The sequence below is a fragment of the Gymnodinialimonas phycosphaerae genome, from assembly GCF_019195455.1.
GTDB classification, from domain to species: domain Bacteria; phylum Pseudomonadota; class Alphaproteobacteria; order Rhodobacterales; family Rhodobacteraceae; genus Gymnodinialimonas; species Gymnodinialimonas phycosphaerae.
The window spans coordinates 283,914-304,669 of sequence record NZ_JAIMBW010000001.1 but is presented as its reverse complement, the minus strand read 5'-3'; the positions used below and the strand labels follow the sequence as shown (position 1 = coordinate 304,669).

Genomic DNA, 20,756 nt, shown 5'->3' with positions numbered 1-20,756 from the left:
AGTGGGGATTATTCCTCGTCAAGGGCATCCACAGCGGCCTTGAGATCATCCTTGGAGACCTCTTTCTCGGACACTTCGGCCATCTCGCCGATGAAATCGACAACCTTGTCCTCGAACAGTGGCGCGCGGACCTGCTGTTGCGCGGCCTGGTTCTGCTGGATGAACTCGAAGAATGCGCGCTCTTGACCCGGATACTGACGCGCCTGGTTCATGATCGCCTGAGTCATCTCGGCGTCGGAAACGGTGACGTCGTTCTTCTGGCCCAACTCGGCCAACAACAGACCCAGCTTGACGCGGCGGGCGGCCAGCGAGGTGTGCTCTTCGGTGGTCTCGATCTCGGGGTGGTCATGGCCTTCCACCTCTGGGTTTTCCTCGTGCCACAGCTGATGCGCGATCTGCTTGGCTTCCGCGTCGACCAGCGACGGCGGCAGATCGAAAGAGACAACCTCGTCCAACTGATCCAGCAGGCTGCGCTTCATCACCGCGCGGGCGGCACCCTTGTACTCCGCGCCCAGACGCTCGGAAATCTGACCCTTCAGGGCCGCAAGGTCCTCTGCACCGAACTTCTTGGCCAACTCGTCATCCACTTCGGCGGCGACGGGCTTCTTCACCTCTTTGATGGTGCAGGCGAAAACGGCGGCTTTTCCGGCCAGATGCTCGGCCTGATATTCCTCGGGGAACGTGACTTCCACGTCCTTCTCTTCGCCCGCTTTCACGCCGACCAACTGCTCTTCAAAGCCGGGGATGAACTGGCCGGAGCCAAGCTTCAGCGGGAAATCCTCGGCAGAGCCGCCCTCGAACGCTTCGCCATCCACGGTGCCGACGAAGTCGAACACGACCTGATCGCCATCGGCAGCCTTGCCCTTCTTGGTGGCGAAGCTCTCGGCGTTCTCGGCCAGGTTTTTCAGCGCCTCGTCGATTTCTTCGTCGGACGGCGTCACGACCAGCTTTTCCAGCTTGATCGCCTTGTAGTCCACGTCCGGGATCTCGGGCAGTTTCTCGTAGGACATGGAGACAACGATATCGTCGCCCTCTTTCCAATCCTCATTGGTCATCTTGACCTCAGGCTGCATGGCGGGGCGGTCGCCGCTTTCGTCCAGGTGGCCCTGCATGGCCTCATCGACCGATTCCTGCATCGCTTCGCCCATGATCCGGGGGCCGAACTGCTTTTTCAGCAGCGCCATGGGCACTTTGCCCTTGCGGAAGCCCTTCATCTCGACTTCGGGGCGGGCCTCTTCCAGCTTGGTGTTCACGCGCGCCTCAAGATCGGTCGCCGGAACGGTGATCGTGTATTCGCGCTTCAGGCCCTCGGCCAGGGTCTCGGTGATTTGCATCGGGGCATCCTCTTTGGCTCTCGCGCGCACGGAGCACGCGCGGGCATATTCGTCTTGAAAATCGCGCTCCTTCTATGGGGGCAAGGCCTGAGGCGCAAGGGGGAGGAGGCCCGGCACGAGGTCCCGTAGGCACATTTGCCTAAGGTAAACCGGAGGTTTACAAAATAAGCGTGGAATCGCCACATTCAGAGGGCATGTCGACGCCCGCCCTGCCCCGCCCAAAGGCCCGAATTCAATGTCTGACGACGCCCCCCTCGATCCGGCAAAAACCCGGATCCTGCCAGACGCCCCGCCGGAGAGCTTCCGGTGGGTGCCACCCTGTCACAGGGCATGTATCGGATCACGAGCCGCATCGCGGCGGGCGGCTTTGGCATCACTTACGAGGCGCGCGACAACCTTGATCGCAAAGTCGCCATAAATAGAGTGCTTTCCCGCAGGCCTTGCCTTGCGCGCGGGCGATTTCACCGTCTCGGCCGCCAGTGCCTCAACGGCTGAACCGTTCGAGACCGCCCGCACGTTATTCCTGCGCGAGGCCCGCACGCTGGCCACCCTGCGCCATCCCAACATCGTTCACGTCCAGACCCTGTTCGAGGAGAACGGCACCGCCTATATGGCGATGGACTATGTTGAAGGGCGCGACTTGCAGCATGTCATCGCCCATGAGCCCGAGTTGCTGACGCCTGCATACATCATGGAGCTGGCTCGCGCGCTTCTGGCCGCACTTGATTATCTGCACCGGGACGCGCCGGATCGCGGCAAGGAACGCCTGCTGCACCGCGATATCAAGCCCGCCAACATCCGCATTGATCCGCTCGATACGCCCGTGGTGATCGATTTTGGCGCGGCGCGACAGGAAACCAAGGCACAATCGCGCGCCGCTGGTACGTTCCGGGTGGTCTCGGACGGCTACAGCCCTAATGAGTTCTACGTCGCCGGGGCCGAGCAGGGACCTGCCTCGGACCTCTATTCGCTTGCCGCGACGCTCTATCATTGCATCAGTGGTGCCGCCCCGGCGCCTGCGGATGAACGGGCGCAGAAGGTATCGAACGGTGACGACGACCCCTACGCGCCCCTAGCGGGCCGCTTCCCCGCCCATGATCCACGCCTTTTGGCGCTGATCGACCGGGCGATGGCCCGGCCCCTGCGCGAGCGCCCCGCCGACGCGGCGGCGTGGTTCGCGGCCCTTCCAGACGCAACGACACGGATCATCACGCCCGTCACGACCCAGCCCCATACCCCGGCCCACACGCCGACCCCCGCCCCGGTGCCCTCCAACAGCGGCGTCTGGAAAGGGGCTGCGATTGCCGGCGTCTCAGCCCTCGCCCTTGTGGGCGTCGGCGTCTACGCGCTGAGCGAACCGCCCGCCACGGACCCGGAATTGCGCCGCCAGTTGAACGAGGCGCAAACCGCGATGACCGCGATGGAGAGCGAACTGGCCCGCATGTCCAGCGCTGCCGACGCGTTGCAGACCGATGTGGATGCCGCCGTCGAAGCGCGCGCCCTCGCCGACCAGCGGGCCGACGACCTGGCGGAAACGGTGGCCGACCTGCGCGCGCAGCTACGCGCCGCAGGCGATGGTGACAGCGCGCAAACGGCCGTCCTGCGCAGCCAGTTGAACCAGGCGATTGCCGATCAAGGCGCGGCCGAGGCGGAACGACGGACCTTGCAGGCGCAAATTACGAGCCTGCAAGCTGAGTTGGAGGCCGCCCGCACGGGCACCGATGTGCCCGCCGAAATGGAACTGGTCCTAGCGTCCCGTGCGGCGGCGGAGGCCGCGCGCGATGCGGCACTGGCCCGCGCGGAAAGCCTTGCCACCGACGTCTCGGACCTGGAAGCGCAGATCGCGGCCCTGGGCAGCGACGGCCCCGATGCCGCCATGGTAATCGCGCTGCAGGCCGAACGCGACGCTGCGCTGGCGGCCAACCTTGAAGAGGCCGAGGCCGAAGCCGCGCGCCTGAACCTGGAATTGCGCACCGCCCGCGCCGAGATCGAGCTGATGACGGCGGGCGCTGCGCTGCCCAACCCCGGCCCGGCCCCGACGCCTACCCCCACCACCCTCTGCCCCGATCCCGCCGCCCGGGGCGAAGAGCTGCGCTACACCGGGACCGACATCTACAGCCCACAGGCCCTGATCACCCAACCCGGCGTTACCGCCGATCTGGCCGCCTGCGAAGGCCTGCCGTTCAACGCCACCGGGCGGGTCGGCGTCGCGCCCACCTACACGCTTACCCTGTCGGAGATGGCGCAGTTCCGGCGCGTCGAATTGCAGGTCGTCTCGGTCTGCGACACGACGCTGCTCGCCCACACGCAGGATGGCGCATGGCATTTCGACGACAATAGCAACGGGGGCATCCTGCCGATGCTGAACCTGACGGGTCAGGAAGCGATCGAGGGCCAAGTGAGCATCTGGATCGGCACCGCCGACGGGTCCAGTTGCACCGCGGATCTTGAGCTGGAAACCTGGCTGAACTGACGCGTTGTCAGAGGCTTGCGGGATCGTACTCGGTTTCGACCCAGGTGCGCAGATCGATGGGGCCTTGCGTCAAACGCGCCTCGTAAGCCTCCAGAAACCGATCCAGCACGCCGGTCTTGGAGGCGCGGATGTGCAGGTGCTTGAACCCCAGCGCCTTCTTGGCTTCCGCCACCGGCTTTCCCTCCACATGGATTGCCCAGATCGCCGCTGCAAGGCCGGTCCGGTCGGCGCCGGACTTGCAATGGAGCAAGGCGGGCTTCTGGATCGTGTCGAAGATATCCAACAGAAGCAACAGGCCCTTCACGCGCGGTGCTTCGCGCGAGGTCAACGGCGCGTTGCGAAGGGTTAGCCCGAGGGCGGCGCAGGTTTCGGCCTCAAAATTGTGCACTGCGCCGCTGGCGCGGCGCAGGCTGATGACCTCTTTGATCCCGCGCGCTTTCCACGCGGCCAAGGCGGCCGCATTGGGATGGTTGGAGCGGTAGAGGTCCTCGGCGATCCGGCCCTCATTGGTCCACCGCCGTCGCAGCACGCCATGGTCCACCGTTGCCGCATAGAACTGCCCTTGCCAGCGCCCCCGCGCGCTATCGATCCGCTGATCATAGCGGTCGGTCAGGACCTCCCATGCGGCGGCGAATTTCTGTGAAAGGCGTAACGTCATGCCCCCAAATGTTGCAGCAGACGCAGGATTGCAAGGGCGCGCGCGTTCCCCCGTCGGCCAAGCGGCAGATTGATGGCCGGAAACACCAAGATCCACACCTTCACCTCGCGGGCCATGGTCGAGGGGCCGATCAAAACCTGCCCAACTGGCCGCCCTTGAAGTGCCACCGCACGAACAGCACCTGCATCGGCCCCAAAAGCGCAAGGAACGTGGGCACGAAGACCAAGGCGAAGTGCAAGACCGGCGTCGAGAGGCTTTGGAACGCAGCCTCTGGCAAGAACGGCAAGAGGCCCGCACGGGCCACGAAAAGGGCGATGGCAAACTCGACCCACGCGAAGAAGGCTTGGAACAAGAAAGGCCAATCCCTTTCCCACCGCAGGGATTGTACGAAGATGTAGAGAGGGTCAAGCAGCAGGCCCACACCGGTGATCGTACACAGGAACCAGACGTAGACCTGGACCGTGGCCCAGTCCCACTGCCAGCCCACGCGCGACAGACCGAACAGGAGCGTTACGGGCAGACCAATGAAAACAAACAGGAAAAGCCGCGTTTGCAGGCGGCCTGCGAGGGTTGGGATCATCGGGCGCTCCACTTCATGGTTTGGCCCCCAGCATCCATTTGCTCCAACCGAAAGCCGAGCGGAGGGGGCCGAGACGGCGCACTTTATGGGCCCCTTCCGCCGCCAGATGATCGACCGAGCGCAGGGCAGCGTATTGCAGGCCAAGAAAGCTGTCGACGGCCAGATACGGCCCCCCGGTGGTGATCGTACCCGCCGCATAGACACGGCCCGCGCCGTTGCGCAGGCCTTCGATCTCGAAATCATTCGACGCAGCAAGGCCTGTAGCGGGGCCTTGAACGGACGTGTCGCCGTCCAGCCCGTAGGAATGATTGCGCGCCAGATCAAAGGTGTCGAGCAGATCCGCCAGGAAAGGCGACCGCCGGATATCCGCGATCAGCCCTGTGCAATCGATAAGATAATCTGCGTTGAATTGCTCGACCTTGCCCTCTGGCGTGTCGATGCTAATGTGCACGCCCTCGGGTTGGTTTGGTTGCGCGGCCAGCGGCTGCAACGCGCGGATCGTGCCGAAAACAGGGCTGTACCAGCCTTCCTGCGTGCCGCGTTCGATCAGGTTGATCCAGTCGGCACGCTCGGCGGTGGTAGTGACGCCAAGCTGCGCCAGCAGGGCACCCCGCTTGGGGGCATCGGCGGCCTCATACTCGGCGCGGAGGTCTCCGCCCCAACAGGCCTTGGGCCAGTTGAAGGGCTGGATTTCCACGTTATTGCGCACGCGGCGGCGGGAATTGCGAAAGCGCGCGCCGTCACCCGCCCCAAGGGGGCTGCGCATGGAATGAAGGATGCGGATTTGCGGGTTCTTCTGCCGCGCCTCCCATAGCCGCTGGAGGATGCGGGACGCCACGATGCCCCTGCCCCGCACGACAAACTGCACGGGTCCGCCGCGCCGCTCGGCCTCCAGATACATCTGGTCATGGGGCTCATAGGCATTGGCCACTTGCCCGCGTGCATCCGGATGATTGGTGATGAACGTCTGGAAATCCTCGACAAACCGGGTCGCGGGATAGCCGGTGGACAGGTGCAAGACATCGGCGATCAGGTAGCGGTTGCGCGCCTCGCCAATCGCCTCTCCGCCCCAAAGTTTATAGGCGACGGCATAGCGCCCATCATCGGTTTTGCGCAGGCTCAGAACCTGTGCCTTGAGCCTCATATCGGACCAGCCGATGCGCGCCGCCTCTGCATCCAGGCTGTCGAAGACATCGCCCGCGCGCGGCGTGTAGGATTGCGCCAAGGCGGGTTCTGCCAGCACTTGGAACAGGCCCTTGAACCCGGTGCCTTTGCCCGCTTCGCGCAGGGCATAGCCGGGAAAGCCCCAGATGTTGTCGGGGCGGCTGAGCGAATTGGACCGCAATCGCTCATGATCCGGTATCTGGCTGTTTTTGCAGTATCTTTTATAGGTTTGATAGCATGCAGCTTCGGTGCCGATCGCCCGAATGTCGCCCGGCTTGACGCCGTAGCAGCGCAGGTGGTCGACCCAAACGAAGCTGCCCAGACCGCCGCCGATGGTGCAAAAGCGGGTGTCCTCCACCGGGTGGCCGGAGGCGCGCAGCGCCTCGACCGTCACCGTATCGCGGTTGCTGAATTCGGCATCGGGAAAACTGCGCCGCGACGGCGGCGGCGTGGCGTCATCGGCGATGATCAGGCGCGACACAAGGCTGGCATCGACCTCCACTCCGCCGATACGAGAGACCTCGGCCAGGGTCTTTGCGGGGGCCAGAAGCTCCAACATCCAACCGGGGATCGAGACCTGATCCCCAACCGCAAGCGCCGCCTCATCCACACGGGTGCCGTTGACGTAGGTGCCGTTGGTGGACCCCTCATCCCGGATGCGGATGTCGTCGCGGTCAAGCACCAAAGACATATGCCGCCGCGATACCGCATCGCCGGGCAAGGGCACGTCGGCATCGTCCGTCTTGCCAACCAGGAACGCGCCCGGTTCTTCACACAGAAGGATGCGCGAAGGGCCGGTGAACGTGCCGTCAATGCCGATCTGGCGCACCCGAAAACGGACAAGAAACACAATCATGCCACCACCTCAGGAGTGTACCCAGTAAGAGGTGCCATCGCCCAGACGCTGCCCGCAATACCGGCAGTTTTCGCACGGTAGATAGGGGTTGAGTTGGCGACAGGCCGCGTTGGTACACGACAGGCCCTTGCCGTCCTCAGCGGACATGATCCGCAGCATTTGCCCCCGGATGTCCATCGTATCCAGGTGGTCCATCTGCACCACCTCATCGGCGGCCAACTGGCGACGGTTGTGAGAAACCTCTGCGCCCAGACCACCAATCGCGACGATCCCGCCCGCGCTATCCGGGCCGACCACGACAAGGCACGTCGCTGCCTCGGCGCGCAGGGCCGCCAGCACGTCGCGCGCCGCGCCAGAGCGGCGGCGCATCAATACCTCGCGCCCCTCGGCCACCAGGGCGATGGAGACACCGTCGAGGTCAAGCGCCTTGAGCCGCCCGGTGGAAGAGCTGTCGTAGACCAAGTGCAACGGCTGGCCAATCGCATCAACGCGCGCCTCTTTCGGGGCGCAGATCGTGATGCGCAGGCCGACCGTCTGGAACGCGCGCATGGTTCCGGGGGACATGGCCACCGTGCCGCCGCGCCCCATCGCCACCGGGGCCGAGCCCGCCTGCCCGATCTGTGCCACACCGTTGGACGAGACATCGGTGACGACCAGCGCGCCATCGGGGGATTGGGCGACCGTCATATGCTGCCGCGAAAGGGTGCCGAAGCCATCGCCAAAATGGACGACCTGCCCATCGCCTGCGCTAACGCGGCCCACGTTGTCGGCCCCAAAACGCCCCACTTCCACCGGCAAGCGGAGGGTCTGAGGTGCCAGAAGCACGGCATTCGTGGCGATCTGATGGATCGAGATTTCGACGTTATCCACCATCGCGTAGCCCCCCGTCGTCCGGTCGCGGCGTGCGTTGTGATTGCGGCGCCAGGACCGGCTGCTGCGGATCCTGCGCGGCATCGGGGGCGCTGCTGCCTTCGCGCTGGGGCGTCAATTCACCGATGCCGATGGCGCCCGGCGCTTGCACCGTTCCTGTGCCCGCGCTGGTGGCGGTTCCCGGCGTTCCGAATTGGATCGTGGCACCGCTGACCGCCGGGGCTCCGGTAGCTGCGCCCTGGATCGCCAACTTGTCGGGGATCAACGCGGGAGGCGTCGCGGTATCGATCAACCCCGCAGCTAGCGCAGACGCCCCAATGGCGTCAGCGGCATCATCTGCGCCAGGAGCGGGGACAAGCGACCGCATGGGCGCGGTAGCGGCGGGGGTGGGCGCGGCGGGGGGCAATGCGGGGGGCAATGCGACTAGCGGGGCCAGCGCCGCCGTCTCGACCGTCGCGGGCACCTGGCGCCCCGATTGCAGGGCGGGCAGGCCGAAGATCGCGCCAACCGCCACCGCAGCAGCGCCCAGAAGGCCTGCGGGCACGACCCATCGACGCGCGCACGCAGGTCGGGTGACGGTCGCAGGCGTGGGGGCGCGGGCGGCGCTTGCACCCGGGGCCAACGGTGTGCCAACGGCCCGCTCCGTGGCGTCCGAGGTCGCGCCGACCGGGGCCGCGTCCCTGGTCTACTCGGGGCCCATTTGGGCCAGTTGCAACACCAAAACGGCAGTGTTGTCCTGCGCCGGATCGTTCGACTCGCGCAAGGCACCCATCAAGGCCTCGACGATCTCGCGGCTGCTGCCCGCCTCCGCCAGAACACCGGAAATGCTTTCATCGTCAAGGTATTGCAACCCGTCCGAGGCCTGTATCAGCACATCACCCGGATCCAGAACCGTCGCCGTTTTCGGCACATCCATGGCCTTCAGCGCACCGCCCATCAGCACCGAGGTCAGCGCGTTGCGATCGGGGTGGTTGGCGGCGTCGGCTGCCGTGATCTCTCCGGTTTTGGCCATCTGGTCGATGACCGGCGCCATGGAATGATCTTCGTTAAGTTGCCGCAATTTCCCTTCGCGCCAGAGATACAGGGGGCTGTCGCCGACCGACGCCCAATAGAGGCGATCCTCGAACAGGACCGTGGCAAGGAAAGTGGCGCCCATGCCCCGCAGACGCCGATCCCCGGCGGCGCGGTCCTTGAGCACCTCATTCGCGGTCTCGATAGCCGAAGTCAGCTCGGCCACCAGTGATTTCTCCAGCGCCGCGCCATCGTGCATCAGGAATTTCAGATGGCTGGCGGCATCGATCACCACAAGCCGGGATGCAAGATCCCCTGCCGCATGGCCGCCCATGCCATCGGCCAGCACCGCGAATCCCCGGTCCATGCCGCCGTGGAAATCGGCCAGCAGGGTATCCTCCTGATACGGCCGCGCGCCCTGCCAAAGGGCGGTGGCCACGTCGTAGGTGATCCCGCTCATGGGTCGGACCAGTCGAAGTCGGGGCCGCAGAGGGCCACGAAACGCAGGGACGTCGCGCCGATCCGCAGGGTGTCGCCGTGGGATAGCCCCTCTGTCGCGAGTACGGCGGCATCGTTCAACCGCACAAGGTTGGTCTTGCCGCCATGGCTGACGAAAAAGCGCCGCGCGGCATCGTCGTAGGTCACATAGGCGTGGGCATCGCGGCTGATCGCGTCGTCGCCGAAATCAAGCTGCACCTGCAGGTCATCGCCCCGCCCGATGCCGTTCATGCCCGACATCAGCGCCAGCGAGGTCCCGCGCCCCGGCCCGGCGATGACAACGAGCCAGCCCACGGCAGGCGCGTCGGTTTGCGTGGCATCCGACGTCGCCGGGGCGCCATAACCCAGGATGCGGGTCTTGGGCCGCGCATGGCCCGAGGCGTCGCGGCCAAAGGCCGGGGCCTGCGCCGGGCGCGTCGGCTCGGACGGCATCGGCGCCGTGACGGGGCGCGTCGCCCCAACGGGTGCCGCATCGCCGCCGTCCATGGGGTCATCGGTCAGGATGGGCTTTTTCGCCATCGTCATCTTCTCGCTCTCAACGGCGGCTCGCATCGCCCGTGGCGTCAACGTGGTAGCACATTCCGTCCTTGTTTGAAGGAATTTGGCACCTTGGACGAGTGGCGGAAACCCTCAGTCGTTGTCCGACACGCCAGCTCCTGCCCCGGCACGGCTTTGCGCGGTCGCAGGCGCGTAGGTACGCGCGGCAAAGGCGAGTAGCGTCTCAAAGGTCTCTGGCGCAACGCAGGCGCGGGCCTGCGAGATCACGCGCGGCGCTTCGCGGCGGATGAGGCGCAGAGGTGTCGGGTCGTTGACCGCTTCAGGGGCAATCTCGACCCCGTTTGGGGCCAGCTCAGCAAGGAACGGCAGCAGGAGGATGGGCGCCCAGACAGGGCCGATGGGCCCCTCCGGCAGATCCCCAACATCCGAAAGGTATCCGCCAAGAGCCAAGGGGCAAATTGCCTGACGCTTGGGAGCAAAGGCGGGAAGGTCCGGGATCATGTCGCCCGCGCAAAAGCCATCGGTGGCCGTCAAAAGCCGCACCAACGCGCCTGCGCCGTCTTCGCCGCGCACCGTCAGCCAACGCACGACATGGCCCGCGTCCTCGGCAACCCCGACGGCGCGCCCCGCCCCACGCGCAGCCCTTGTGCATAGCGATTGCAGCTCTCCCAGCGAGAGATCCTGGGTCACGGGGCGGCGTCCGCAAGGGGCGGATAGCTCCAGCCATCGGGGTCGGCGTGGGCCAGCTCATCCGGATAGGGCGCGTTTTGGAACATGGTGATCCGCAGCCATCGGTCCGAGCGGGGATCGAACCGCGTCGCCCCGAAAAAGCTGAGCTTGGCGCGCAGCAGGTCGATGGGGGCCATATCGGCGTGGGTCGTGTTGTCGCGAATTTCGGCATAGGGATGGGTCGCGGCCAACTGCAGGCGACGGACCGTGTGTCGATGCTCGGGCGCATGCAGCAGGAAGGCCGCGACGGGGCCTTGGGCACCCTCAAGCGCCGCATAGAGTTTCGCCGCATCATGGGCTGGACACAGCGCATTGGCATAAGCGTCGAGGTTTTCTTCGGCGCGCTCGCCCAATCGCGGCTCCAGCTTCTCGGCAGAGGTGTACCAGACCCGCGCGCAGGCCTCGGGTGCAGTCCAATCGGTGCCAAGCGCGCGCGGGTGGATGCGTTCGATCAGGGTCCTGAGGGTGTCGATGTCCATGCGTCCGTCGATGCGCGCGGGCGTCTCATCGGCGGCCATGCATCCCGCTGCATCGTCGATCAGCGGGCCATAGGGTTCCAGCAGAAGGGCGGCAAGCTGCTCCTGCCCCTCAAGGCCAAGATGGGTTTCGGCCCAACGCCACAAAGCGTTCCAGGGTCGGTCAGCGCTGAAATCGAATGTCGTCAGATGGGTCTGCAACGCGGCCATATCGGCGCGCAACTGGGTCAGTTTGACCTGCTGGATCGGGTGGGCCGAGTGCCACTTTTGCGCATTGAGCGCGGCGCGGTCGGTGAAGCTGCGGAAGATCGCAACTTCGGCGGCAGAGGCTCGGGCAAGGCCCCGCACCTCGGCCAACGCCCATTCGCGTGCCGCGATCCAGTTGTGGATCAGCCGCGGGTGATTGACGAGGAACGGCGCCATGCCAAGCCCCGTGGAATTGCCGATCCCGAAGCGGCGTTTGAGGGCCGGATCAAGGCGCGCGGCGGCGGTGCCCTGCGTGCGGGCCATGTGCTCGACAAGATCCGCAACGAACGTCCGGATCAGATAGACGGTCAGCATCTCGGCCTGAAAGGGCGCATTCAACTCGGGGCGGTTTTCAATTGCGGCGCGGTCGGCAGCGCCGAACTTGGCGGACCCGTAGACGGCGGTCGTGCGCATCAGGTAGCCCACCGCGTCGATCTGTGCGGCATCGGGCTGCTGGCCCTTGGCCAGCGCCCCGACGACATGATCCCACAGCCGAACCGAGCGGTTGGCGCGACTGAGTGTCAGCACGCGGTCACACACGCGCCCCGCCTCTTGCTTCGGCACATTGGCGCGCAAGTCCTTGATATCGCTTTCGGTGGGCACCCCATCGAACAGCACGAAGGTCGCATCCCAAGCGGTGGCGATCACCCGGTCACTGCGCTGATCTGCGGGCAAATCATGGGCGAAGGCGACCAGTGAATAGGCGCGGTTGCTGGCGCGGGCAGTATAGACGGCGTGGCCTTCGCCATTGGCATTCACGGACCACTCGGGACGGAAAAACTGCCAGCCTTCCCCTTTCATCCGCCGCAGCAGAACCCGCATGAATGACAACCGCGATTGGTGCATGGAGCCCATGCGCGCCAGGGTCATCACCTCTTGCGGGTCACGCATCGCGATATCTTGCGGGGCGGGCTGCATCACAGGGGCCCGAAGTTTTTGTCGAAGAAGTCGTACCAATTGCGCCCCATCAGCGCCGCCACACCGGCGTCGTCGAAGCCCACGTCTCGCAGGCCGCGCTCCAGGTTGGGGAAATCCGCGTTCGACGCGAACCACTCCGGCTGCGGCGGGAAACCTGCGTTGTCGGCGGACCCCTCGCCATAGTCGATCTGCTTGGTCCAACGCCCCACGCGCATCCATTCCACCACACTATCGGGCTGGTCTTGGCACAGGTCGCTGCCGATGCCGAAATGCTGCACCCCGTAGCGCTCAGCCATATCCGCCATCATCGCGCAAAAGCCATCCAGCGTGCAGGCGCTGCCGTCCTTGAGGTGATGGGGGTACAGCGAAAATCCCATCATTCCACCGCTCGCAACGACGGCCTCGATCACCTCGGCCCGCTTGTTGCGACGGGCGGGGTGCCAGTCGAACGGATTGGCATGGGTGATCGCGATCGGGCGGGCGGAATGCTCCGCCGCCTCAATGGTCGATCGGTCGGCAGAATGGCTCATGTCCACCACCAGCCCGACGCGGTTCATTTCGGCCACGACCTCGCGCCCCATGCGGGTCAGGCCCGGATCTTCGACCTCATAGCAGCCCGTCGCCAGCAGCGACTGGTTGTTATACGTCAGCTGCATGAACCGCAGGCCAAGGGTGTGCAGGATTTCCACGAGCCCGATATCGTCTTCGATGGGCGACGGGTTTTGCGCCCCAAAGATGATCGCCGTCCGCCCCGAGGCGCGGGCCGCGTCGACATCGGCGGCGGTCCTGGCAGGGACGATCAGATCGCCATGATCCTCGAAATATCGGTTCCAGCGCTCGATCTGCAGGACCGTTTCGCGGAAGACCTCATGATAGGCGATGGTGACATGGACCGCGTCCACCCCCCCTGCCCGCATTTCCTGGAAAATACGGCGCGACCAGTTGCAATACTGAAGACCATCAATGCGCATGGCAGCGATCTGACCGATGCCGTGCCCCAAGGTCAAGGGCGAAGGATTGCCCGGCGCGACGGGGTGGGTGGGTGGGCGGCGCGTCGGGCAATCCGTTCTCTCAACTCTCGAAATACATGGCGTATTTTTCGCGTACCCGACGATCCAGATCCGGTGTGACAAGGCAGCGCCCCTCGGCCAGGATCTTCTCCTTGCGCGCCCGGGCGTTCACGATCAGGTCTGGCTTTTGGTTCTCGTCCCATTCCTTGGGGCTCATCCGGTTACCGAGGGTCGGATAGACGAAATCCCGCTGCATCAAAGCCAGCGTCTTGTCGGTGCCCAGATAGTGGCCATTGCCGCCCAGGCAGACCTCGGCCATCTGGTCCAGTGCCAGCGTCTCCTCATTCACCTCGATCCCGCGCACACAGCGCATGGCCTGGCCGATCAGGTCATCGGCCAACACCAGGCTGTCCAGGCAAAATCCCAGAAGTGAGGCATGCATGCCCGCCGCCTCATAGACCAAGTTTAGCCCCGACAGCCCCGCCATCACATTGGAGCACATCTGCTCCCACCCCGCCTGCATGTCGGGCATCTTGCTGTCCGACGCGCCGCCCGCCGCCCCACCGGGGAGGCCGTAGAACTGGTGCATCTGCGCGCAGGCTGATGACAACAGCGCCTGCTCGCCGGATCCCAGGCACATCGCCCCCGTGCGCAGGTCCAGCCCGAACGGCCAGGTTCCGAAGATCGCCGGATAACCCGGCGACAGCGCATTTACGTAGACCAGCCCCGCAAGGCATTCCGCCGTTGCCTGCATCACTGCCCCCGCGATGGTCGAGGGCGCGGTGGCCCCAGACATGCCCGCCGACAAAAGCAGCACCGGCATGCCCGCGCGGATGCAGTTCTCCATCGTCTCGCAGCTTTCCGTGGCGAACTTCATCGGTGGCACCACGAAGCAGTTCGAGTTCGAGATGAACGGCCGCGCGCGCCACGCCTCTTCGCCGCCTGCCAGCATATGGATCAGGTCCATGCAGGGCGCCACATGGGTGGGGTCGCTGAACGACATCCCGATGTGTTTGGTCGTGCCCGACACCGACGCGTAGATGGAGTTCATGTCCATCTCCAGATTGTCGAGCACATCGCGACAGACCATGGGGCGTTGGAAGAAATGCACATTATCAAGGGCTTGCATTATGCGGGCCGCATCATGGAGGTCCTGCGCCGTACTTTCACGGTAGCTGTTGGTCGCGCTGTCCACGACGTGCACCGCAGCACCCGCGGTGCCGTAGTGCACCTTGGTGCCGGACAGTTCCATGTCGTGGACCGGATCGCGGCCCATCAGCGTGATGTTCCGGGCGGCCTTGCCAAGGGCATCCTCCACCACCTGGCGCGGAAAGCGCAGGCGGCCATCAGTGCCGAAGATCGCGCCCACACCGACCATCAGATCGATGCCCGATTGCGGCGCATCGGCCAGTCCAATCGTTTCCAACGCCTTTAGCGCCGCCTCGTGGATCTGGGCCACCTGAGCCTCGGACAACACCTTGAGCGTGCCGCCTTCCATCCCGGCGCGGATCGGGCGCATGTCCTCTGGCAATGCCGCCGCCCTTGCCGCCACGCGTGCGGCACGGCCACCGCCTCGACGGCTCTTTTTCTCCAGTACATCAGTCATTTGCGCTACCCTCCCTTAGCATCGCATCAACCTCTGCCCCTGAAGCGCTTGCCTTCAGGGGTGTGAAATCCCCGGCCAGAACGTGGCGCATCGTGTCGCGGATCACCGCATGGGTTACCCGCGCCATCTGGCTGCCCAAGGACACGCGCCGCACACCCATGGTGGCCAGATCCGCCAACGACACGTCCTGTAGCGCCCCCACCGACAGCGCGTTCACGGGCGCCGAGACCGCCGCCAACACCCGGGCCAATTCCGCCCTGCCCGGCGGCACCGGCAGGTAAAGGCAATCGGCGCCTGCCGCTTGATACGCCTGCAAGCGGCGGATGCCCTCGTCCAGATCGTAGAGGCCATTCATCACCCCATCGGCCCGCGCGGTCAGCACAAAGGGCCGCCCCAGCGCGCGCGCAGCGGCCACGGCGGCGCGGATGCGCGCGACCGCCAGATCGAAGTCGTAGGCGCGCAAGCCCCCCTCAAACCCCATGTCCTCGATCCCGCAGCCCGACAGCCCCGCCTCGGCCGCCATTCGGATCGTTTCGGCAACGGTGTCGGGATCATCGCCAAAACCGTTCTCGAAATCGCCCGATACCGGCAGCGGCGTGGCGGACACGATGTCCTGCGCGTGGGCCAGGGCCTCGTCCCGCGTGACGCCGCCCATGTCCGGTCGCCCAAGAGTGAAGGCATGGCCCGCCGAGGTGGTCGCCAGCGCCACCGCGCCAGACGCCGCCATCATCCTGGCCGAGCCGCGATCCCAGGGGTTGGGCATGACGAAACACCCCTGCATGTGGAGGCGCGCAAAGGCCTCGTGTCGATCAGCCATAGTCATGCCAGCCTCCTGAGGGACAGTTTCACGATGATTTTATGGGGGATCAGGACCACGGCGAGGTACACCCACCCGGTCCAATGGTTGAACCAGATCCGCGTAATCAGGCGGGCTGTGCCGCGCTCGCGGATCGTTTCCAACGTGAATGTCAGGTGGCGGTCGATGAGGCCAAGCTCGTATGCCTCGGGCGTCTCGGAGACGATGGGCAGGTCCGCCATTCCCTTCCCCATCGTGGGCGTCCTCAGGCCAAACCGCCCCACCACCCAATTTCGTACCTTCATCGCCCCTTGGACCCAGGGCGGCATCTGGCCTAGCGCCGCCTCATAGGCCGCGCGCGCCGTTGTCAGCTCTGCCCGCAGGGGTGCTGTGTGCATGTCGGACCAATCGGGTGGTCGCAGCGGGCGCTTGAGGCCCGTCATGTCGGACCACGCCCCAAGGCGTTCACCCGGCGGGCGATTTCCGCGATATGTGCGGGGCTCACTTCGCAACAGCCGCCGACGATCGTGGCGCCCTGATCGATCCAGCCCATAACGTGATCGGCATAGGCCTCGGGCCCCATATCGGTGCGCGAGGTCAGGGCATCAACGGTGGGCGCATCGCCCAGAAAACCCGCGCTGATCTCGGTGAAGCCGTTGGCGTAGGCCCCGAACGGCAGGCCCGCGCGTGACAGGATTTCCAGTGCATCGGGCATTACTTCGGGCACCGAGCAATTGGCCAGAAGCGCCGCCGCGCCCCCCACCATCGGCAGGACGTCGGCCAACGCCTCGCCCGAGCGCAGGCGGGTGCCGTCCTTGTCATCCACGCTGAAGGCCAACCACACGGGCACGCCAAGGCCAAGCACACCGTCCACAAGCGCCTCGGCCTGGGCCAGGGACGTGATCGTTTCGCAGATCAGCAGATCCACATGGGGCACGTGCAGCGTGGCAATTTCGGCATAAAGCGCCACGGCGGTGCTGTGTTGGGGCGTCAGATCGGCGCGGTAAGAGGCCCCCAGTGGACCAATCGCCCCCGCCACCCGCCCCGCGCCATGGGCGTCGCGGGCCTTCAGTGCCTGCTCAAGCGCGGTTGCGTGCAGTGCTGCAAACTCATCCTCGGCCTCAGCGCGGACCAGACGATCCCGGTGGATGGCATAGGTATTGGCAGTGGCGATCTGCGCGCCCGCACGGAAGAAATCTCGGTGAATCTCACCCACCAAATGGGGCTGCGCGCGCATCACATCGGTGGACCACAGCGCCGTGGGCGCCATGCCAGAGCGTGCCACCAGTTCCTGCCCCATGCCGCCGTCGAGTATCGTGATTTCCGTCATTGCCTTGCCTCTCCCGTAAAATACTGGCCGGCAGGTATCACGGCGGCGGCCCGTATCAAGCCTCCGGTGACGTGGGTGAGGCAGACGGTCATCGAAACAGGCCAGTCATGCACGGATCCGTTCATTCGCAGCGTCCCAGATCGGCCCATCGCCCTGAACGGTGGCTTTGCAGATCTCTCCGTAAATATTGACGTTCAACTCCGTGCCGGGGGTGGCCAGATCGGCGCGCACCATGGCGAGCGCGACAGAGTGGCCGACGCGGTAGCCAAAGGCGCCGGACGTCGTTTCACCCACCACTTTTCCGTCGTGGGTGATCGTGGACATGTAGGGCGCATCCGCGGCCCCTGCGTCGACGCTGAGGACCACGAATTTCTTGGACGATCCGCGCTGCTTCTCGGACAAAAGCGCCGCCTTCCCGGGGAAATCCTGCGGCTTGTCGAACTTGATGAACCGCTCCAGCCCCCCTTCCAGCAGCGAATAATCCGTCGAAAGGTCGCCCTTCCACGCCCGATACCCCTTTTCGATCCTGAGCGAGTTCAGCGCCCACATTCCGAAGGGCGTGGCCCCCGCCCCGATGACCGCCTCGTAAACCGCGGGCATATCGGCGTTGGCGGCATGGATTTCCCAGCCAAGTTCCCCGGCAAAGGACACCCGCGCCAGCGCGCAAGGCACGCCCGCTACCTTGGCGGGCTGATGGCTCAACCAGCCAAGCGACAGGTCTGCCTCGGTTCCAAGCGCCTCGAACAGATCGCGCGCCTTGGGGCCGGTGACGATGAGGGTGGAGTATTCCGCCGTGTGATCCGTCAGGCTGACGCCCTCGGGAAGACCATCCCGCCACAGCACTTCATAATCGTGCCACTGGGCCGGGGCGGCGGTGATCAGCGTAAACGCATCCTCCGCGTGACGCATCAGCGACATCTCCGTCAGGATGCGGCCCCGCGTGTCCGGGAAATAGCCAAGGTTCATGCGACCGATCTTGGGCAAAGCGCCCGCGATGCGTCCACGCAGCCACTCCGCCGCGCCCTCACCGTTCAGGTTGAAGCGCGAGAACCCCGGCAGGTCCAACACGCCAACGCCATCGCGCACGGCCTCGCATTCTGCGCGCACGCGCGGCTCCCATGGGCCATGTCGCTCCCACGTCTCCGTTGCCTCAAGCGAGGTGTCATCGCCGGGCTTGGCGAACCAATTGGCCCGTTCCCACCCCGCATAGGCGCCCATCTGGCCACCCAATTCACGCACGCGTCCATCATTGGGCGACAGCTTTTTGTTGCGCCCCGCAGGCCAGGATTTCCAAGGGAAATGCATCCCGTATTCGTGCCCGTAGGTCTCCAGCGCCTTGTCTAGGCAGTAGGAATGGTCGGTGTAATCGGTATAGCGGCGCGGGTCGACCGCCCACATGTCCCACTCCGTCTCACCATGCATGATCCATTCCGACAGCACCTTGCCCGCGCCACCGCCCTGCACGATGCCGAAGGTGAAGGAATGCGCCTCGAAAGCATTCACCACGCCGGGCATCGGGCCAATCATCGGCAATCCGTCGGGCGCATAGGGAATGGGCCCATTGATATTGCGCCCCACACCGCCCTCGCCCAAAAGCGGCACGCGCGCCATGGCGTCCTCGATGTACCACTCCAGCCGGTCCAGATCGTCGGGATAAAGCTGAAACGAGAAGTCTTCCGGCATCGGATCGTCGGGCGTGATCCAATGGGCCTTGCAGTTGCGCTCATAGGGGCCAAGATTCAGGCCGTTCTTGTCCTGGCGCAGGTAATAGCTGCTGTCCACGTCGCGGATCAGGGGCAGCTTCTTGCCGTTGGCCGCCGTCCATTCCTTCACCGCCGGGATCTCTTCGGTCAGGAAATACTGGTGGCTCATCACCACCATCGGCACCGTGCGCCCACCATGGGACTTGAACCATTCGCCCACGCGCTGCGCGTAGTAACCAGCCGCATTGACGACGAATTCACAGCGGATCTCGCCCTTTTCCGTCTCGACAATCCATTCGCCGCCTTCACGGCGGACCCCCGTTGCTGGCGTGAACCGGTGGATCTGCGCCCCCAGATCGCGCGCACCCTTCGCCATGGCCTGGGTCAACTGCGCGGGGTCGATGTCGCCGTCGTAGGGGTCGTAAAGGATGCCGGACAGGTCGTGGGTCTCAAGGAACGGATACATCTCCTTGGCCTCTTCGTTCGAGACCATGCGCATGTCGATGCCCTGATATTCAGCCATGCCGAGGACGCGTTGAAATTCCTGCGCGCGCTCTTTCGTGTGGCCCAGACGCAGGGAGCCCGTGACGTGGTAGTTCATCGGATAATCAACGTCATCCGCCAAGGTCCGGTACATCTCCAGCGAATAGCGCTGCATGTTCAGCACCGCCCAAGACGTTGAGAAATTGGGGCAATTCCCCGCTGCGTGCCAGGTAGAGCCCGCCGTCAGCTCGTTCTTCTCCAAAAGCACGCAATCGCTCCACCCGCCCTTTGCTAAATGGTACAGCGCCGAGGTCCCCACGACCCCGCCCCCGATGATGACAACCCGTGCGGTGCTTGGCAGATCAGCCATGAAATCCTCCCCTCAAGGCGGTGCGAAGTTCGCGCGCCTGAAACCTCTGTTGCCCGCAAGTATCGTATCGGAATTCCAGGACTTCAATTCGCGCGCCACATCTGTTTCAATCGAAAAAACCGATTAGATACCCCGCGCCGCGCCCCCCATTCCCCGTTCTTCAAATATCCCCGGGGGAGTCCGCAGGACGGGGGTGGAACCCCCAAAGAGGGCCAACTTCCCATGCAAATCGACCAGATCGAAACCTTCCTCGACCTCCTCGATACCCGCTCCTTCAACCGCACCGCCGACCGGCTGGACGTGACACAATCCACCGTCTCGGGCCGGATCAAAGCGCTAGAAAAGGCGCTAGGCGAACGGCTGTTCGAACGCTCCCGCGCAGGCACGCAGCCCACCACCGCCGCCCTCCGGTTCGAAACCCACGCCCGTGTTCTGCGCCGGGCCTGGGCCGACGGGCGCGCCGACGTGAAGCCCTATGGCTCCGCCGTCATGCTGCGCATCGGCATCCAGCACGACCTGATAGACAACCACGTCGCCGATTGGTTGGCCGCCCTTCGGCAGGCCCTGCCCGACTGCGGCTTCTACGTGGATGGCGATTACTCCACCCAGATGTGCCGTGATCTTGAAACCGGCGCGCTGGACCTCGGCGTCGTTTTCACGCCCCGCCCCTCCCCGGACCTCTATTTTGAAAGCATGGGAGAGGTCGCCTACCAGATGATCGCCACCGAGCCAACGGCGCTGTCCGACGTCAAACCCACCGATTACATCCTGCCCAACTACGCCCCCGCCTTCACGCAAACCCACGCGGCGCTTCTGCCCGGGCTCAGCCTTGGGTCTGTCTCCAGCGGTCAGGCGGCGGCGGTGCGCGGCCTGTTGGTGGCCCTTGGCGGCACCACCTATCTGCCGACAGAAATGGCCGAGGGCCTGATCGCAGAGGGCACGGCCCATGCCGTCCCGGACGCACCGAGGATCACCCAGCCGGTCTTCGTGGCGATGCACCTGCGCAACCGCCACCGCGCGGGATACCGGCGCATGGCAAAAGTGCTCAAGAACCGCATTGGTCCCTAGGGGCTCCCTCGTTCATCTTGCCAGGAAAACTCCGGGGGGCAAGGGGGCAGAGCCCCCAAAAGGGGTGGGTGGGCGGGCC

18 protein-coding genes are annotated in these 20,756 nt (G+C 65.1%); 2 read left to right on the top strand and 16 right to left on the bottom strand.

The window, feature by feature from the left end:
- Positions 1 to 8: 8 nt before the first annotated feature.
- Positions 9 to 1,334 (bottom strand): trigger factor, encoded by a 1,326-nt coding sequence (gene tig / locus KUL25_RS01515; RefSeq protein WP_257891310.1) that lies wholly within the window; start codon positions 1,332 to 1,334, stop codon positions 9 to 11.
- Between the two features lie 445 nt (positions 1,335 to 1,779).
- On the opposite strand from tig, the gene KUL25_RS01510 reads away from it, so the two are divergent.
- Positions 1,780 to 3,807 (top strand): protein kinase domain-containing protein, encoded by a 2,028-nt coding sequence (locus KUL25_RS01510; RefSeq protein ID WP_257891309.1) that lies wholly within the window; start codon positions 1,780 to 1,782, stop codon positions 3,805 to 3,807.
- A gap of 7 nt (positions 3,808 to 3,814) precedes the next feature.
- Here KUL25_RS01510 and KUL25_RS01505 read toward each other — a convergent pair whose 3' ends face one another.
- The 15 genes from KUL25_RS01505 to KUL25_RS01435 all read right to left on the bottom strand — a co-directional run bounded on the left by KUL25_RS01505 (position 3,815) and on the right by KUL25_RS01435 (position 19,609).
- Complete coding sequence (locus KUL25_RS01505; protein WP_257891308.1) at positions 3,815 to 4,465, bottom strand: phosphatase domain-containing putative toxin; 651 nt, start codon at positions 4,463 to 4,465, stop codon at positions 3,815 to 3,817.
- Positions 4,466 to 4,595: 130 nt separating this feature from the next.
- On the bottom strand, positions 4,596 to 5,045 hold the full coding sequence (locus KUL25_RS01500) for a hypothetical protein (protein ID WP_257891307.1): 450 nt from the start codon (positions 5,043 to 5,045) through the stop codon (positions 4,596 to 4,598).
- A gap of 13 nt (positions 5,046 to 5,058) precedes the next feature.
- On the bottom strand, positions 5,059 to 7,065 hold the full coding sequence (locus KUL25_RS01495; protein WP_257891306.1) for an FHA domain-containing protein: 2,007 nt from the start codon (positions 7,063 to 7,065) through the stop codon (positions 5,059 to 5,061).
- 9 nt (positions 7,066 to 7,074) lie between these two features.
- Positions 7,075 to 7,938: a hypothetical protein gene (locus tag KUL25_RS01490; RefSeq protein WP_257891305.1), complete on the bottom strand. Its 864-nt coding sequence runs from the start codon at positions 7,936 to 7,938 to the stop codon at positions 7,075 to 7,077.
- Positions 7,928 to 8,557, bottom strand: a complete 630-nt coding sequence (locus tag KUL25_RS01485; protein WP_257891304.1) for a hypothetical protein — start codon at positions 8,555 to 8,557, stop codon at positions 7,928 to 7,930. The genes KUL25_RS01490 and KUL25_RS01485 overlap by 11 nt, the downstream gene beginning before the upstream one ends.
- Before the next feature lie 63 nt (positions 8,558 to 8,620).
- Positions 8,621 to 9,406, bottom strand: a complete 786-nt coding sequence (locus tag KUL25_RS01480; RefSeq protein ID WP_257891303.1) for a PP2C family protein-serine/threonine phosphatase — start codon at positions 9,404 to 9,406, stop codon at positions 8,621 to 8,623.
- The gene (locus KUL25_RS01475; RefSeq protein ID WP_257891302.1) at positions 9,403 to 9,963 is read right to left on the bottom strand and encodes an FHA domain-containing protein; all 561 of its coding nucleotides are present in this window, start codon (positions 9,961 to 9,963) and stop codon (positions 9,403 to 9,405) included. Before KUL25_RS01475 ends, KUL25_RS01480 begins: the two co-directional genes overlap by 4 nt.
- A 111-nt stretch (positions 9,964 to 10,074) precedes the next feature.
- Positions 10,075 to 10,632, bottom strand: coding sequence for a DUF3726 domain-containing protein (locus KUL25_RS01470; protein WP_257891301.1), 558 nt, complete (start codon positions 10,630 to 10,632; stop codon positions 10,075 to 10,077).
- Positions 10,629 to 12,311: a hypothetical protein gene (locus tag KUL25_RS01465; RefSeq protein ID WP_257894804.1), complete on the bottom strand. Its 1,683-nt coding sequence runs from the start codon at positions 12,309 to 12,311 to the stop codon at positions 10,629 to 10,631. The genes KUL25_RS01470 and KUL25_RS01465 overlap by 4 nt, the downstream gene beginning before the upstream one ends.
- Positions 12,311 to 13,282, bottom strand: coding sequence for a dipeptidase (locus KUL25_RS01460; RefSeq protein ID WP_257891300.1), 972 nt, complete (start codon positions 13,280 to 13,282; stop codon positions 12,311 to 12,313). Before KUL25_RS01460 ends, KUL25_RS01465 begins: the two co-directional genes overlap by 1 nt.
- A 100-nt stretch (positions 13,283 to 13,382) precedes the next feature.
- Complete coding sequence (locus tag KUL25_RS01455; RefSeq protein ID WP_257891299.1) at positions 13,383 to 14,927, bottom strand: trimethylamine methyltransferase family protein; 1,545 nt, start codon at positions 14,925 to 14,927, stop codon at positions 13,383 to 13,385.
- The gene (locus KUL25_RS01450) at positions 14,920 to 15,750 is read right to left on the bottom strand and encodes an isocitrate lyase/PEP mutase family protein (RefSeq protein WP_257891298.1); all 831 of its coding nucleotides are present in this window, start codon (positions 15,748 to 15,750) and stop codon (positions 14,920 to 14,922) included. Before KUL25_RS01450 ends, KUL25_RS01455 begins: the two co-directional genes overlap by 8 nt.
- The gene (locus tag KUL25_RS01445) at positions 15,747 to 16,166 is read right to left on the bottom strand and encodes a DUF2867 domain-containing protein (protein WP_257891297.1); all 420 of its coding nucleotides are present in this window, start codon (positions 16,164 to 16,166) and stop codon (positions 15,747 to 15,749) included. The genes KUL25_RS01450 and KUL25_RS01445 overlap by 4 nt, the downstream gene beginning before the upstream one ends.
- Positions 16,163 to 17,053 carry a homocysteine S-methyltransferase family protein gene (locus KUL25_RS01440; RefSeq protein ID WP_257891296.1) on the bottom strand — a complete coding sequence of 297 codons (891 nt, stop codon included), beginning with the start codon at positions 17,051 to 17,053 and terminating at the stop codon, positions 16,163 to 16,165. Before KUL25_RS01440 ends, KUL25_RS01445 begins: the two co-directional genes overlap by 4 nt.
- 105 nt (positions 17,054 to 17,158) lie before the next feature.
- The gene (locus KUL25_RS01435) at positions 17,159 to 19,609 is read right to left on the bottom strand and encodes a GcvT family protein (protein ID WP_257891295.1); all 2,451 of its coding nucleotides are present in this window, start codon (positions 19,607 to 19,609) and stop codon (positions 17,159 to 17,161) included.
- Positions 19,610 to 19,831: 222 nt separating this feature from the next.
- Between KUL25_RS01435 and KUL25_RS01430 the strand changes: the two genes are divergently transcribed.
- Positions 19,832 to 20,677 carry a LysR family transcriptional regulator gene (locus KUL25_RS01430; RefSeq protein ID WP_257891294.1) on the top strand — a complete coding sequence of 282 codons (846 nt, stop codon included), beginning with the start codon at positions 19,832 to 19,834 and terminating at the stop codon, positions 20,675 to 20,677.
- The last annotated feature ends 79 nt before the right edge of the window (positions 20,678 to 20,756 follow it).